This is a genomic window from Buttiauxella ferragutiae (genome assembly GCF_022637515.1).
In the GTDB taxonomy this organism is placed as follows: domain Bacteria; phylum Pseudomonadota; class Gammaproteobacteria; order Enterobacterales; family Enterobacteriaceae; genus Buttiauxella; species Buttiauxella ferragutiae.
On sequence record NZ_CP093332.1, the window covers coordinates 437,154 to 452,352 of the forward strand.

10 protein-coding genes, 2 tRNA genes and 4 rRNA genes are annotated in these 15,199 nt (G+C 47.8%); 7 read left to right on the plus strand and 9 right to left on the minus strand.

Going from position 1 to position 15,199, the window contains the following annotated elements; genetic code table 11:
• Positions 1–505: 505 nt before the first annotated feature.
• The 6 genes from MNO13_RS02035 to rrf (MNO13_RS02060) all read left to right on the plus strand — a co-directional run bounded on the left by MNO13_RS02035 (position 506) and on the right by rrf (MNO13_RS02060) (position 5,814).
• Positions 506–2,045, plus strand: a 16S ribosomal RNA gene (locus MNO13_RS02035).
• A gap of 90 nt (positions 2,046–2,135) precedes the next feature.
• Positions 2,136–2,211 (plus strand) — tRNA-Glu (locus tag MNO13_RS02040).
• A 221-nt stretch (positions 2,212–2,432) separates the two neighbouring features.
• A 23S ribosomal RNA gene (locus MNO13_RS02045) occupies positions 2,433–5,341 on the plus strand.
• Positions 5,342–5,452: 111 nt separating this feature from the next.
• Positions 5,453–5,568 (plus strand): 5S ribosomal RNA (gene rrf / locus MNO13_RS02050).
• 15 nt (positions 5,569–5,583) lie between these two features.
• A tRNA-Thr gene (locus MNO13_RS02055) sits at positions 5,584–5,659 on the plus strand.
• Between the two features lie 39 nt (positions 5,660–5,698).
• Positions 5,699–5,814 (plus strand): 5S ribosomal RNA (rrf, locus tag MNO13_RS02060).
• The 16S, 23S and 5S rRNA genes sit together here with 2 tRNA genes alongside, the layout of an rRNA operon.
• 98 nt (positions 5,815–5,912) lie before the next feature.
• Here the strand turns inward: rrf (MNO13_RS02060) and MNO13_RS02065 are convergent.
• The 6 genes from MNO13_RS02065 to MNO13_RS02090 all read right to left on the minus strand — a co-directional run bounded on the left by MNO13_RS02065 (position 5,913) and on the right by MNO13_RS02090 (position 11,999).
• Complete coding sequence (locus MNO13_RS02065; RefSeq protein WP_064514184.1) at positions 5,913–6,671, minus strand: amino acid ABC transporter ATP-binding protein; 759 nt, start codon at positions 6,669–6,671, stop codon at positions 5,913–5,915.
• 10 nt (positions 6,672–6,681) lie between these two features.
• The gene (locus tag MNO13_RS02070; protein WP_064543009.1) at positions 6,682–7,782 is read right to left on the minus strand and encodes an amino acid ABC transporter permease; all 1,101 of its coding nucleotides are present in this window, start codon (positions 7,780–7,782) and stop codon (positions 6,682–6,684) included.
• Between the two features lie 9 nt (positions 7,783–7,791).
• On the minus strand, positions 7,792–8,973 hold the full coding sequence (locus MNO13_RS02075) for an amino acid ABC transporter permease (RefSeq protein ID WP_133522290.1): 1,182 nt from the start codon (positions 8,971–8,973) through the stop codon (positions 7,792–7,794).
• 70 nt (positions 8,974–9,043) lie between these two features.
• Entirely contained in the window at positions 9,044–10,069 is a 1,026-nt protein-coding gene (locus MNO13_RS02080) for an amino acid ABC transporter substrate-binding protein (protein WP_064543014.1), read from the minus strand.
• Positions 10,070–10,573: 504 nt separating this feature from the next.
• The gene (locus MNO13_RS02085; RefSeq protein ID WP_121814786.1) at positions 10,574–10,795 is read right to left on the minus strand and encodes a hypothetical protein; all 222 of its coding nucleotides are present in this window, start codon (positions 10,793–10,795) and stop codon (positions 10,574–10,576) included.
• A 319-nt stretch (positions 10,796–11,114) separates the two neighbouring features.
• Positions 11,115–11,999 carry a LysR family transcriptional regulator gene (locus tag MNO13_RS02090; RefSeq protein ID WP_064543016.1) on the minus strand — a complete coding sequence of 295 codons (885 nt, stop codon included), beginning with the start codon at positions 11,997–11,999 and terminating at the stop codon, positions 11,115–11,117.
• A 140-nt stretch (positions 12,000–12,139) separates the two neighbouring features.
• Between MNO13_RS02090 and MNO13_RS02095 the strand changes: the two genes are divergently transcribed.
• Complete coding sequence (locus MNO13_RS02095; protein ID WP_064543018.1) at positions 12,140–12,406, plus strand: hypothetical protein; 267 nt, start codon at positions 12,140–12,142, stop codon at positions 12,404–12,406.
• Between the two features lie 369 nt (positions 12,407–12,775).
• Here MNO13_RS02095 and fis read toward each other — a convergent pair whose 3' ends face one another.
• The 3 genes from fis to MNO13_RS02110 form a co-directional block, all read right to left on the minus strand.
• A complete protein-coding gene (fis, locus tag MNO13_RS02100) occupies positions 12,776–13,072 on the minus strand; it encodes a DNA-binding transcriptional regulator Fis (protein ID WP_003855228.1) in 297 nt (98 codons plus the stop codon).
• Between the two features lie 25 nt (positions 13,073–13,097).
• Positions 13,098–14,063 carry a tRNA dihydrouridine synthase DusB gene (dusB, locus tag MNO13_RS02105; RefSeq protein WP_034459869.1) on the minus strand — a complete coding sequence of 322 codons (966 nt, stop codon included), beginning with the start codon at positions 14,061–14,063 and terminating at the stop codon, positions 13,098–13,100.
• A gap of 375 nt (positions 14,064–14,438) precedes the next feature.
• Positions 14,439–15,179 (minus strand): carbonic anhydrase, encoded by a 741-nt coding sequence (locus MNO13_RS02110; protein WP_064543020.1) that lies wholly within the window; start codon positions 15,177–15,179, stop codon positions 14,439–14,441.
• Between the last annotated feature and the right edge of the window lie 20 nt (positions 15,180–15,199).

The following is a 15,199-nucleotide window of genomic DNA, read 5'->3' on the forward strand; positions in this document are numbered from 1 at the left end:
CCTCTGACAGTTCTCTTTATAGATAGACTGTGGCTGCTTTCTTAGCCTATGGCAAGGAGGTAAAGCATCAAAAACAGGGCAGATCGAACACGATCACAGCGAAAAGGGCGAAAACTAATCAGTCGGAAGAAAAGATCGAAAAAAGAGTTGTGCAATAAAAAGAGATCCCTATAATGCGCCTCCATCGACACGGAACATGTGAACAACATCACAGAGTAACGGCGGCGATGAGAGTCAAATATCCTGAAATTAAGGGTTGACTCTGAAAGAGGAAAGCGTAATATACGCCACCTCGAGTTAGCAAGCGAAAGCGCGTAACTCACTGCTCTTTAACAATTTATCAGACAATCTGTGTGGGCACTCGCAGGATTGATATCTCAGATACCTTCGGGTATCAAAAAAATATCAAGTCTTGAAGAGTGACCAAGCAGTAATTCATTTAAGTGAATTATTACGAAAGTTAATTTTTGAGCACCGCTTCACGAGTTGAAGCAAATCAAGCTTTTAATTGAAGAGTTTGATCATGGCTCAGATTGAACGCTGGCGGCAGGCCTAACACATGCAAGTCGAGCGGTAGCACAGGGAGCTTGCTCCTGGGTGACGAGCGGCGGACGGGTGAGTAATGTCTGGGAAACTGCCTGATGGAGGGGGATAACTACTGGAAACGGTAGCTAATACCGCATAACGTCTTCGGACCAAAGAGGGGGACCTTCGGGCCTCTTGCCATCAGATGTGCCCAGATGGGATTAGCTAGTAGGTGAGGTAATGGCTCACCTAGGCGACGATCCCTAGCTGGTCTGAGAGGATGACCAGCCACACTGGAACTGAGACACGGTCCAGACTCCTACGGGAGGCAGCAGTGGGGAATATTGCACAATGGGCGCAAGCCTGATGCAGCCATGCCGCGTGTATGAAGAAGGCCTTCGGGTTGTAAAGTACTTTCAGCGAGGAGGAAGGCATTGTGGTTAATAACCGCAGTGATTGACGTTACTCGCAGAAGAAGCACCGGCTAACTCCGTGCCAGCAGCCGCGGTAATACGGAGGGTGCAAGCGTTAATCGGAATTACTGGGCGTAAAGCGCACGCAGGCGGTCTGTCAAGTCGGATGTGAAATCCCCGGGCTCAACCTGGGAACTGCATTCGAAACTGGCAGGCTAGAGTCTTGTAGAGGGGGGTAGAATTCCAGGTGTAGCGGTGAAATGCGTAGAGATCTGGAGGAATACCGGTGGCGAAGGCGGCCCCCTGGACAAAGACTGACGCTCAGGTGCGAAAGCGTGGGGAGCAAACAGGATTAGATACCCTGGTAGTCCACGCCGTAAACGATGTCGACTTGGAGGTTGTTCCCTTGAGGAGTGGCTTCCGGAGCTAACGCGTTAAGTCGACCGCCTGGGGAGTACGGCCGCAAGGTTAAAACTCAAATGAATTGACGGGGGCCCGCACAAGCGGTGGAGCATGTGGTTTAATTCGATGCAACGCGAAGAACCTTACCTACTCTTGACATCCAGAGAATTCGGCAGAGATGCCTTAGTGCCTTCGGGAACTCTGAGACAGGTGCTGCATGGCTGTCGTCAGCTCGTGTTGTGAAATGTTGGGTTAAGTCCCGCAACGAGCGCAACCCTTATCCTTTGTTGCCAGCGGTTCGGCCGGGAACTCAAAGGAGACTGCCAGTGATAAACTGGAGGAAGGTGGGGATGACGTCAAGTCATCATGGCCCTTACGAGTAGGGCTACACACGTGCTACAATGGCGCATACAAAGAGAAGCGACCTCGCGAGAGCAAGCGGACCTCATAAAGTGCGTCGTAGTCCGGATCGGAGTCTGCAACTCGACTCCGTGAAGTCGGAATCGCTAGTAATCGTAGATCAGAATGCTACGGTGAATACGTTCCCGGGCCTTGTACACACCGCCCGTCACACCATGGGAGTGGGTTGCAAAAGAAGTAGGTAGCTTAACCTTCGGGAGGGCGCTTACCACTTTGTGATTCATGACTGGGGTGAAGTCGTAACAAGGTAACCGTAGGGGAACCTGCGGTTGGATCACCTCCTTACCTAATAGATACGAACTTGCGTAGTGCTCACACAGATTGTCTGATGAAAGTAAATGAGCAAAAAGCGATATCCTGCAAAGGATTATTCGTGTCCCCATCGTCTAGAGGCCCAGGACACTGCCCTTTCACGGCTGTAACAGGGGTTCGAATCCCCTTGGGGACGCCATCTTAAGATAATGATGTGAAAGACATTATCACCGAATATCTCAAAACTAACTCAGTGAGTTATGTTTGAGATATTGCTCTTTAAAAATCCGGAACAAGCTGAAAATTGAAACGACATGTCGTCTCATTCCTCCGTAATAAGGAATGGGAATACGATATGTTCGAGTCTCTCAAATTTTCACAACATACGATTGTGTCTTACGAGACATCTTCGGGTTGTGAGGTTAAGCGACTAAGCGTACACGGTGGATGCCCTGGCAGTCAGAGGCGATGAAGGACGTGCTAATCTGCGATAAGCGTCGGTAAGGTGATATGAACCGTTATAACCGACGATTTCCGAATGGGGAAACCCAGTGCAATTCGTTGCACTATCGTTAAGTGAATACATAGCTTAACGAAGCGAACCGGGGGAACTGAAACATCTAAGTACCCCGAGGAAAAGAAATCAACCGAGATTCCCCCAGTAGCGGCGAGCGAACGGGGAGCAGCCCAGAGTCTGAATCAGTTTGTGTATTAGTGGAAGCGTCTGGAAAGTCGCAGGGTACAGGGTGATACTCCCGTACACAAAAATACACATGCTGTGAACTCGAAGAGTAGGGCGGGACACGTGGTATCCTGTCTGAATATGGGGGGACCATCCTCCAAGGCTAAATACTCCTGACTGACCGATAGTGAACCAGTACCGTGAGGGAAAGGCGAAAAGAACCCCGGCGAGGGGAGTGAAACAGAACCTGAAACCGTGTACGTACAAGCAGTGGGAGCCTCTTTTATGGGGTGACTGCGTACCTTTTGTATAATGGGTCAGCGACTTATATTCTGTAGCAAGGTTAACCGTATAGGGGAGCCGCAGGGAAACCGAGTCTTAACTGGGCGTTAAGTTGCAGGGTATAGACCCGAAACCCGGTGATCTAGCCATGGGCAGGTTGAAGGTTGGGTAACACTAACTGGAGGACCGAACCGACTAATGTTGAAAAATTAGCGGATGACTTGTGGCTGGGGGTGAAAGGCCAATCAAACCGGGAGATAGCTGGTTCTCCCCGAAAGCTATTTAGGTAGCGCCTCGTGAACTCATCTTCGGGGGTAGAGCACTGTTTCGGCTAGGGGGCCATCCCGGCTTACCAACCCGATGCAAACTCCGAATACCGAAGAATGTTATCACGGGAGACACACGGCGGGTGCTAACGTCCGTCGTGAAGAGGGAAACAACCCAGACCGCCAGCTAAGGTCCCAAAGTCATGGTTAAGTGGGAAACGATGTGGGAAGGCACAGACAGCCAGGATGTTGGCTTAGAAGCAGCCATCATTTAAAGAAAGCGTAATAGCTCACTGGTCGAGTCGGCCTGCGCGGAAGATGTAACGGGGCTAAACCATGCACCGAAGCTGCGGCAGCGACGCTTATGCGTTGTTGGGTAGGGGAGCGTTCTGTAAGCCGTTGAAGCTGGACTGTGAGGTCTGGTGGAGGTATCAGAAGTGCGAATGCTGACATAAGTAACGATAAAGCGGGTGAAAAACCCGCTCGCCGGAAGACCAAGGGTTCCTGTCCAACGTTAATCGGGGCAGGGTGAGTCGACCCCTAAGGCGAGGCCGAAAGGCGTAGTCGATGGGAAACAGGTTAATATTCCTGTACTCGGTGTTACTGCGAAGGGGGGACGGAGAGGGCTATGTTAGCCGGGCGACGGTTGTCCCGGTTTAAGCATGTAGGCGGAGAGTTTAGGTAAATCCGGACTCTTATCTAACGCTGAGGTGTGATGACGAGGCACTACGGTGCTGAAGTAACAAATGCCGCACTTCCAGGAAAAGCCTCTAAGCATCAGGTAACATCAAATCGTACCCCAAACCGACACAGGTGGTCAGGTAGAGAATACCAAGGCGCTTGAGAGAACTCGGGTGAAGGAACTAGGCAAAATGGTGCCGTAACTTCGGGAGAAGGCACGCTGTCGGTAGGTGAAGTCCCTTGCGGATGGAGCTGAAGGCAGTCGAAGATACCAGCTGGCTGCAACTGTTTATTAAAAACACAGCACTGTGCAAACACGAAAGTGGACGTATACGGTGTGACGCCTGCCCGGTGCCGGAAGGTTAATTGATGGGGTTAAGCGCAAGCTGAAGCTCTTGATCGAAGCCCCGGTAAACGGCGGCCGTAACTATAACGGTCCTAAGGTAGCGAAATTCCTTGTCGGGTAAGTTCCGACCTGCACGAATGGCGTAATGATGGCCAGGCTGTCTCCACCCGAGACTCAGTGAAATTGAAATCGCTGTGAAGATGCAGTGTACCCGCGGCAAGACGGAAAGACCCCGTGAACCTTTACTATAGCTTGACACTGAACACTGGTCCTTGATGTGTAGGATAGGTGGGAGGCTTTGAAGCGAGGACGCCAGTTCTTGTGGAGCCAACCTTGAAATACCACCCTTTAATGGCTGGTGTTCTAACGTAGACCCGTAATCCGGGTTGCGGACAGTGTCTGGTGGGTAGTTTGACTGGGGCGGTCTCCTCCTAAAGCGTAACGGAGGAGCACGAAGGTTAGCTAATCACGGTCGGACATCGTGAGGTTAGTGCAAAGGCATAAGCTAGCTTGACTGCGAGAGTGACGGCTCGAGCAGGTGCGAAAGCAGGTCTTAGTGATCCGGTGGTTCTGAATGGAAGGGCCATCGCTCAACGGATAAAAGGTACTCCGGGGATAACAGGCTGATACCGCCCAAGAGTTCATATCGACGGCGGTGTTTGGCACCTCGATGTCGGCTCATCACATCCTGGGGCTGAAGTAGGTCCCAAGGGTATGGCTGTTCGCCATTTAAAGTGGTACGCGAGCTGGGTTTAGAACGTCGTGAGACAGTTCGGTCCCTATCTGCCGTGGGCGCTGGAGAATTGAGGGGGGCTGCTCCTAGTACGAGAGGACCGGAGTGGACGCATCACTGGTGTTCGGGTTGTCATGCCAATGGCATTGCCCGGTAGCTAAATGCGGAAAAGATAAGCGCTGAAAGCATCTAAGCGCGAAACTTGCCCCGAGATGAGTTCTCCCTGACCCTTTAAGGGTCCTGAAGGAACGTTGAAGACTACGACGTTGATAGGCTGGGTGTGTAAGCGTAGCGATACGTTGAGCTAACCAGTACTAATGATCCGTGAGGCTTAACCTTACAACACCGAAGGTGTTTTGGTTGAGAGACTATGACATTTGATTTTCAGCTTGAACCGAGATTAAGTTGATGGTTGTGTGAATAACGCAACGGTTAACAAAACAGAATATGCCTGGCGGCACTAGCGCGGTGGTCCCACCTGACCCCATGCCGAACTCAGAAGTGAAACGCCGTAGCGCCGATGGTAGTGTGGGGTCTCCCCATGCGAGAGTAGGGAACTGCCAGGCTCCAAATTAAAGCGTGCTGATATGGCTCAGTTGGTAGAGCGCACCCTTGGTAAGGGTGAGGTCCCCAGTTCGACTCTGGGTATCAGCACCAGTTTTTAGGTTAAAGTTCGGCGGCTTGATAAAGAATTTGCCTGGCGGCAGTAGCGCGGTGGTCCCACCTGACCCCATGCCGAACTCAGAAGTGAAACGCCGTAGCGCCGATGGTAGTGTGGGGTCTCCCCATGCGAGAGTAGGGAACTGCCAGGCTTCAAATAAACAAAAAGGCCATCCGCAAGGATGGCCTTTTTGTTTTGGATCGTTGTAAAAAAGATAAAAGCCACGAAAGTGACCTTTATCTATAAATATCAATGAATAACCTGAGACAAAAATGCTCGCGTGCGTTCTGATTTTGGATGGGCAAAGAACTCATTTGGAGGAGCCTGTTCAACAATTTCCCCCCGGTCCATGAAGATCACTCTATCAGCAACCGTCCGTGCAAAACCCATTTCATGCGTTACACACAACATTGTCATGCCTGATTCTGCCAGGCCAATCATGGTATCCAACACCTCTTTAACCATCTCCGGGTCCAGTGCAGAAGTAGGCTCATCAAATAGCATAATTTTCGGTTTCATACAGAGTGATCGAGCAATCGCTACGCGTTGCTGTTGCCCACCGGAGATTTGCCCCGGGAATTTATGCGCATGTTCAGCAATTCGTACCTTTTCCAGATAATGCATGCCGAGTGCTTCAGCTTCTTTCTTGGGCATTTTACGCACCCAAATCGGCGCAAGTGTGCAGTTTTGCAACACTGTAAGGTGTGGGAAAAGGTTAAAGTGTTGGAAAACCATCCCGACTTCAGTCCTGACTTTCTCAATATTACGCAAATCATCGTTGAGCTCGGTGCCATCAACGACAATACGTCCTTGTTGATGCTCTTCCAGATGGTTAATGCAGCGTATCGTTGTGGATTTACCTGAACCTGAAGGCCCGCACAGTACGATGCGCTCGCCTTGTTGTACCTTCAAATTGATATCTTTCAGTACGTGAAACTGTCCGTACCATTTATTCACATTCTCCAGCATGATCATCGCATCAGCGGGTTGCATAGTAATTTGACTCATTTATTCATCCTCAGTGCGGTGTTCGTCCGGTGTTAAAACGTTTTTCAAGATGCTGGCTGTAACGCGACATGCTGAAACAGAAAATCCAGTAGATGAGGGCTGCGAAGACGTAGCCTTCGGTCGACATCCCCAGCCATGCAGGATCAACAGTGGCTTGCTGTACGCTGCTAAACAGATCAAACAAACCAATAATGATCACCAGACTGGTGTCTTTAAATAGTGCAATGATGGTGTTAACCAGGCCTGGAATGACCATCTTTAATGCCTGCGGCAGGATCACTAATCCCTGGGTTTTCCAGTATCCCAGTGCCAGAGACTCTGCGGCTTCGTACTGCCCTTTTGGTAGCGCCTGCAAACCGCCACGTACAACTTCTGCGACATAAGCGGACTGGAAAAGGATCACGCCAACCAATGCACGGATAAGTTTGTCGATGCTTGTCCCTTCAGAAAGAAACAGTGGCAGCATGACGGATGACATAAACAAGACGGTGATTAACGGTACGCCACGCCAGAACTCGATAAAGACCACCGACAAAATTCTAACCACGGGCATTGTCGAACGGCGGCCTAAGGCCAGTAAGATCCCCAACGGTAACGCACCGGCAATCCCCACTGACGCGATGATAAGCGTTAAAGTTAACCCTCCCCACTGGCGAGTTTCGACACGATCCAGACCTAAAAAGCCGCCGTATAGCAAACCCCAAACAACCAGAGGATAGATGACTGCCCATGCGGCGATGTAACGGCCACGGCGAGGCATCGCATTCCAGAACATTGGGATGATAGAAGCCAGGCCAATGAGCAGAGCAAGGTTAATTCGCCAGCGTTGATCATGCGGGTATAACCCATACATAAACTGCCCGAAACGTGCGTGGATAAACACCCAGCAAGCCCCCTCTTTTGTGCAGTCAGCACGGCTATCACCAATCCAATTAGCCTGGAAAATCGTCCAATTCAACAATGGCGGAATCAGTTCCCACATCATCCACAAGCAGAAAATAGTCAGTAAGCTATTAGACCAGCTGGAAAAAAGATTCTTACGAGCCCACTGTACGGCACCTGAGCGAACAGCCTTTGGGCGCGCGTGATGTGACACTAATGCTTTTGTCATCGTAATTCCTTAGCGCTCAACCAGGGCAATTCGCCGGTTATAGATATTCATTAGTAACGAAATAGTCAGGCTGATAATTAGGTAAACCGACATCGTTATGGCAATGGTTTCAATGGCTTGACCGGTCTGGTTGAGTACTGTTCCTGCGAACAACGAAACCATATCCGGATAGCCAATAGCGGCCGCCAGAGAGGAGTTTTTCACGATATTGAGGTACTGACTGGTGAGCGGTGGAATGATCACGCGCATGGCTTGAGGAATGATGACCTGGCGCAATGTGACCGGGTTGGGTATCCCTAATGAGCGCGCCGCTTCGTGCTGACCATAAGGGACAGACTGGATTCCGGCACGAATAATTTCGGCAATAAAAGCGGAGGTATAAACCGACAAAGCGAGAGTTAATGCCGCAAGCTCAGGAATAAGTACCATGCCGCCACGGAAGTTAAAACCGCGCAAAGCTGGGACATCCCAGTGCAGTGCTGCGCCGAAAATCCATTGAGCAACAATCGGCAGCAATATCAATAAACCCAAAGCGAAAGGCCAGGTACGGCGCAATTGCCCAGTTTTTATCTGGTGCATTTTGTTATATCGATACAGTCCTGCAGAAAGGACCAATGCAGCCGCAATAGCAGCAATAAAGGCCAGTGCTCCTTCACCAATTTGCGGAGAAGGAATATAAAGCCCACGGTTGCTCAGAAAGAGAAGATCAAAGGCATTAACCGCCTGACGGGGGCCAGGTAAGTTGCGCAGTACCGCAAAATACCAAAAGAAAATCTGCAATAAAGGAGGGATATTGCGGAATGTCTCGATATAAAAAGTAGAAAGTTTGCGTAGAAGCCAGTTATCGGAAAGCCGGGCTAAACCGAGAAAGAAGCCGATAAATGAAGCGAAGACAATGCACAATGCGGAAACCAATAAGGTGTTCAGCAGGCCGACGACGAACACGCGACCATAAGTATCACCCTGCTCATAATCAATGAGGTGCTGAACGATACCGAAGCCTGCGCTGCGATCAAGGAATGCAAAACCGGAGGTAATGCCACGATTGCTAAGGTTGGTGACGGTGTTGTGTATCAGGTAAATGGCGATGCCAGCGACGATGACGACCGCAATAATCTGATACAGCCACGCACGAACCGCAGGATTTGAAAAGGAGATATCCCCTTTTACGAGTGGGCGGCGATGGGGCATAAGCGAACCTCAGTTACATAAACTCAAACTTTGGGCACTACAACAGTAGTGCCCATTTCTGACGTCTCGCTTAGCGAACCGGTGGTGCGTACTGAATACCGCCTTTGTTCCACAGGTTGTTCTGTCCACGTTTGATCTTCAGGGGGCTTTCAGAGCCTACGTTATGCTCGAAAATTTCAGCGTAGTTACCCACTTGTTTGACGATGTTGTACGCCCATTTATTGTCGAGTTTCAGGTCTTTACCAAAGTCACCTTCTTTACCTAACAGGTGTGCCATATCTGGTGTTGTTGGATTAGCGGCCATCTGGTCAACGTTTTTAGAATCAATACCCATTTCTTCGGCGTTCAGCATGGCGAACAAAGTCCAGCGTACAATGGAGAACCAGTCTTCATCACCACGGCGGACTACTGGGCCTAAAGGTTCTTTTGAAATCACTTCAGGAAGAACTACCCATTCGCCTGGAGTGCTGAGTTTGATACGAAGCGCATAGAGTTGTGACTGGTCGGAAGCCAGAGTATCGCAGCGGCCTGATTCCAGCGCCTTCGCTGATTCATCGGAGCGGTCGAACGTCACTGGGGTGTACTTCATATTGTTTGCTTTGAAGTAATCGGCCACGTTCAATTCAGTATCAGTACCAGCCTGAATACATACAGTCGCACCATCCAGCTCTTTAGCGCTCTTCAGATCTGCTTTGTTGTGCGTCAGGAAGCCGATGCCATCGTAATAAGTCACGCCAGTAAACATCATGCCCATCCCGGCATCGCGTGAGGAAGTCCAGGTGGTATTACGTGACAGAATGTCCACTTCACCAGATTGCAGCGCGGTAAAACGCTCTTTCGCCGTCAGTGGGGTGTATTTCACTTTCGATGCATCACCAAATACCGCAGCCGCAACGCCGCGACAAACGTCTACATCAATGCCGGTAAACTTACCATTGGCATCAGCATAGGAAAAACCTGGCAGACCATCGCTAATCCCACATTGCACAAAACCTTTCTTTTTTACCGCTTCAAACGTGGTCCCAGCGTGAGCCTGGCCGACGATTGCGAATAATGCACCGGCTGCGACCAGAGTGGAGAGTATTGTCTTTTTCATAATGCATCCTGTGTGGCGAAATTATCGTTATAAGTATTGACGCTAGCGTGGCGTCGTTTTTCCTGTCTGTGGCATCTGCCAGTCTGGTTAAAGCAAAGGGAGTGCCAAGATTGCGAGTCGCGGTATGCGTGTACCACGCGTCGCAGTTAGCTGAGTGTAGACAGGAAAAATCGCACACAGCGCCCTGAAACGGTGCAAAAATGAAACCTACGCCACATTTCAGCACAAAAAGTTTCAGTTTTTGATCATATGAAAAGAAGTAGTTTCTGACGTTAATATTAGCTGGGGTGCTATTAATGCAGGGGTGTGAGAGGCATCACGGCTGTTGATGCAACAAAACAAAAAAGTACGAAACTGAGTGATTTGTTTCACGCTAAAAAAGCAGAGCTGATGACTAAAAAAGGAAGGGCCTATTTTTGCTTGCACTTAAACGATGCAGACGGATTTTCCCAATAAAAAAGTGCGCCCTGGTCAGGCGCGCTGTTGCTGATTCGAACGGAATACTTATTTAGTTAACGCAACGATACCCAGCGTTAAACCTGCAATCGCAGCGGCACCACCGGCGATTGCGCCTGCGGTTTCCCAGTTATCCTGAGTCGTACCTTTCATACAGGTATTGGTATGCACTAAACGCCCCTGGTCGTCATAGACCGGTACGCAAGGCGAGTCAGTCGCACAACCCGCCAGAAGTGTAGAAAGCAACGCAGCGGCAATGAGCTTTTTCATATGGAACCTCGTTAACCCAAACCCCGTCCAGGGATGACTTGTGCACCAGGGCTACAGAGTTATCTAAAAACCTGTTGGGGTGAATGAGGCAACTTTATCACTACGCTAAGTCTGGTGAAGAGCGGGGAATAATTGCAATTCATGTGCAGTGTAAACAAAGTGGAGAAAAACGAACTCAGGCAGGTAAATATGGAGAGAAAATGAAGGATGATAATTTTCAGACAATAAAAATCTTATGTCGCGACAATCAGTTATGTCGGGTAAGGAACTATCATATTTTGGAAAAAATATTAATCAATCAATATGTTATGATTATTTATCAGTTCTTCAACAATTCTATGATTCGATTAAGTCGTTCATCATTTTTAGCCTTACTATGAATGTAGGCGTAGATATCCAGAGTGTCTTTCTCCATCCATGGGATAGTGACACAATGAAGATTAAAGTACTCAGGAATGTGTTTTAGTAAAAATTCAGGGAAGAACATGACAAAGTCACTCTTTTCAATACAATGCAGCATGTTGAGTAGAGAGTTTGATCGATAACGGATAATCCTCTGGTGAGAGTTTGCATACAGTTTTTCGGGTAGGTACGCATTGGTTTCAGCTGAACTTAGGACGGCATGTTCTTCGTTCATCCATTGTTCAAGGCTTAAGTTATCTTTAATTCTCGGATGCCCCATACGACACAAACCAATAATTTTAGATTGGGCAATCCTTGTAGAAATGAAAGAGTGGTTATATTTAATTGCAGAACCAATATCAATATCCACTTCTCTTGAAACCAAAGCGGTAATCCGCTGATCTTCGAGCATGATACGGTTATTAAATGTGAATGATACCTGATCGGATATTTTATTGTTTTTTAGCAATTTATTCATTAAATAATATTCAATCATAGTATTGGTTCGAATGAATATGTTAGATACTTCTGTTTGGTTGCTACCACTAATGATAATTGAATGTGATATTTCTTCGTCAATTTTCTTAAAGGATGGATAGAGCTGGCTGGCAACTGGAGTTGCTTTTAGCCCTCTGGCTGATTTGATAAAAAGGACGTCATGATAATAATCACGTAGTTTATTTAATGAGTATGTTAGTGTCGGCGACGATATCCCAAGTGCCTGAGCTGATTTAGTCATGCTTTTTGTTTCAAAAATCATCACCAGCGTTTTGATTAGGTTGTAGTCGAATTTATTGCTCACAAGTTAACTTCCTATAAAATCATGTATTTAATATGTATTATAAAGTTTTTTAAAGCGCGACTTCTAAAAACTTCTATTGTGTATGGGTCCAGAAGACGGCCTAATAATGGCCTTCAACGCGCAAATTAAAAGAAGGTTTAATGAAACTCCTGACCGATAAGTCCAAGTTTGAAAAATGGTTTATACAAGATTATCTGCGTATTAACAGCTGCCCTCTGAACCCCTCAATATTCACTGACGAAGAACTGGAGTCTATCCTGCAAGAATCGTTACCAGAATCATTTCCTTGTCTGGTTTTTTTCGATTCGCATGATGCCCGTCCTTTCGGAGAACAATTAAGATATGTATATAAGAAGGAGTTAAGGCTAATGCAAAAGTTACTGGAAGGAAATGAATTTACTCATTGAAAAATGAAGTAAGTTGTTTCAATTAATAACTTGATTCACGTGGTGAATATTATGTTTTGTATTCATTTGTTTTGTGAGTTTTAAATCAACAATAATGTCATTTCGTCTAAAGGATTGTTGAATACCATTTTTCATAATTAAGATTTAAGCATATAAATGCAATTGATGTCATAATTCCCCGGATTTCTTAGCATGGAACGCTATTTCCCTGATAAATAACTTTCTTCCATGACCACCAGCAACCCATAGTTCCTTTATCTACTCCACTTCCCGGAAGAACCAGGCTTATTTTGATACTCTCAGAGATTAAAAAAGGCGCTTCCCCATGCCGAGTAGCGCCTTTTTAAACAACAACTTAACTGATTAATATCAGTTCATGCCGTATTTTTTCAATTTTTTACGCAGCGTGCCACGGTTGATGCCCATCATCAGGGCAGCGCGGGTTTGGTTGCCACGGGTGTATTGCATCACCATGTCCAACAATGGCTGCTCTACTTCAGCCAATACCAGCTCATACAGATCACTAACATCTTGACCATTTAGTTGAGCAAAATAGTTCTTCAGTGCTTGTTTCACGGAGTCACGAAGAGGTTTTTGGGTAACCTGATCCTGTGAGTTAACGGTGGAAACGGTTAGTACGTCAGAATTTACGCGTTGTTCGAACATAGTTCTGTCAGCTCTTTATTTCTAATTACGCAAGATTTTCGAAGTATGCCTCCAACGCCTCAAGCTGTTCGCTTGCATCTTCAATGGCGTTGAATGTGCGCCGAAACTGGTCATTTGGAGCGTGTTCCTGTAGGTACCAGGAAACGTGTTTGCGAGCAATTCGGTATCCCTTAGCATGACCATAAAAGTCATGTAGTTCCCCAATATGCCCACAAAGTAAGCGCTTCACCTCTGCCAGAGGCAGGGGAGGAAGCAGCTCTCCAGTGTCCAGATAATACTGGATTTCCCGAAAGATCCAGGGTCTTCCCTGAGCCGCGCGTCCTATCATAAGAGCATCAGCCCCTGTGTAGTCGAGCACAGCTCTGGCTTTAAGCGGGTCAGTAATGTCACCATTCGCGATTACCGGAATGGAAACTTTCTGCTTAACTGCCCGAATGCTGTCGTATTCAGCGTCGCCCTGAAATAAACAGGCGCGTGTGCGTCCATGAATCGTCAAAGCTTGAATGCCACAGTCTTCAGCCAGTTGGGCAATCTCTTCACAGTTACGGTGCGCCGTATCCCAGCCAGTGCGAATCTTCAACGTTACAGGCACGTCCACTGCGTTAATTACCGTTGTCAGGATAGATTTCACCAGACTTGGGTATTGCAGAAGTGCTGAACCCGCGAGCTTACGATTCACTTTCTTTGCCGGGCATCCCATATTGATATCAATAATCTGGGCGCCATTAGCCACGTTAATGCGTGCGGCCTCTGCCATCTCATCAGGGTCACTACCGGCAATTTGCACGGTGCGAATACCTGGTTCATTCACGTGCACCATCCGTAAACGTGATTTATCACTCGCCCAAACTTCAGGGTTAGAGGACATCATCTCGGAAACAGTCAGTCCGGCCCCCATCTCGTAACACAGCGTCCTGAATGGTCTGTCAGTGATGCCAGCCATAGGTGCTGCAATCAGTCGATTTCTGAGCTGGTGTTGTCCAATGCGCATGAGTTAAGAAATGACCATACTTGCCTGCAAGGCGGCGTATATTACGCATTTTTGACCTGAGATGAAAGGCCAAACTTTGAACAATCAGCTGTCGTAGATCAATGAATCCGCATCCTGTGCGATAGCATAAATAAATTAATGATTAATTTCATTGTGTTAGCTTGAGGTGGTTGTTTTGTGCTCTTTTCATTTTTAGTGAAATTGGAAAGCAATTAACATTATTTTAGGCGCAAAGCGCCAGATAAACTGCTGCTTTGTTCAGCAGTTTTGGCATTTTTCTGCGAGGAATGTCTCATTTTGGTGCCGGGATTCGTCTATTCAGACCTTGGGGCAATAAACGAGAAAGCGGGAGTTTACTCCCCCGCAATAAGTGGTTTACTCAACAATTTCACGGCCATGCAAGGGTTGTGTTGGGCGGTTATTTCCATGATGCATTGCTGTGGTGAATTGTTTCAATTGCTGCACCGAGAGTGTCACAGGATGCTTCATCACTAACCAGCGTACACCTTCAGAGCAGGGTGGAGTGGTTAGCGAACCGCTGAAACGATAATGGGACAGATCCTCTGGTAGTAATTTGTTCACATCGATTTTTTGTTTTAATTCTGCTTTTTCATCGGCTTTGGCTGGCATCGTCTGCCAGAGTTTAGCGAGTTCACTGTTGGCAGTCCCGGTTTCAAACATCACTGCGACGACGGCAATCTCTCCCTCAGCATTTTTATGCACCAGGTGCATTTCCATGGCGAAATGTTTGCCATTGAGAGTGTTTTCGCTTGGCGCATGGAAATGGAGTTGCTGAAGCTGGAAAGGAACGCCATCAATTGTCACCACATCTTTCACACTGGCTGCGAAACCCGCCTGGATAGTATGGCCGTTATTTATGATGTTGATAGGGGAGTCTACATAACTAGATTTTAGCGGGTTGATATGCGCTTTTAGCGTGTTTTTTATGTCAATTGGCGACTGATTCATCCCCACTTTACAAGTTTGGTTTTCTGGGCTGACTTCGGCCCAATGTTCTGGCGAGCCTTCACCTTCGTAACTCCAGTGAGAGGCCATGGCTAAAGCGGGCAGCATTCCCATAGTGAGAATTGCCAGCGTGCGCAAAGTGGTTTTCATTGATTCATTCCCTGATAAAT

Coding starts and splice junctions, on each gene's coding strand:
- MNO13_RS02065 (WP_064514184.1), bottom strand. CDS start 6,671: ATGAGTCAAATTACTATGCAACCCGCTGATGCGATGATCATGCTGGAG.
- MNO13_RS02070 (WP_064543009.1), bottom strand. CDS start 7,782: ATGACAAAAGCATTAGTGTCACATCACGCGCGCCCAAAGGCTGTTCGC.
- MNO13_RS02075 (WP_133522290.1), bottom strand. CDS start 8,973: ATGCCCCATCGCCGCCCACTCGTAAAAGGGGATATCTCCTTTTCAAAT.
- MNO13_RS02080 (WP_064543014.1), bottom strand. CDS start 10,069: ATGAAAAAGACAATACTCTCCACTCTGGTCGCAGCCGGTGCATTATTC.
- MNO13_RS02085 (WP_121814786.1), bottom strand. CDS start 10,795: ATGAAAAAGCTCATTGCCGCTGCGTTGCTTTCTACACTTCTGGCGGGT.
- MNO13_RS02095 (WP_064543018.1), top strand. CDS start 12,140: ATGAAACTCCTGACCGATAAGTCCAAGTTTGAAAAATGGTTTATACAA.
- fis (WP_003855228.1), bottom strand. CDS start 13,072: ATGTTCGAACAACGCGTAAATTCTGACGTACTAACCGTTTCCACCGTT.
- dusB (WP_034459869.1), bottom strand. CDS start 14,063: ATGCGCATTGGACAACACCAGCTCAGAAATCGACTGATTGCAGCACCT.
- MNO13_RS02110 (WP_064543020.1), bottom strand. CDS start 15,179: ATGAAAACCACTTTGCGCACGCTGGCAATTCTCACTATGGGAATGCTG.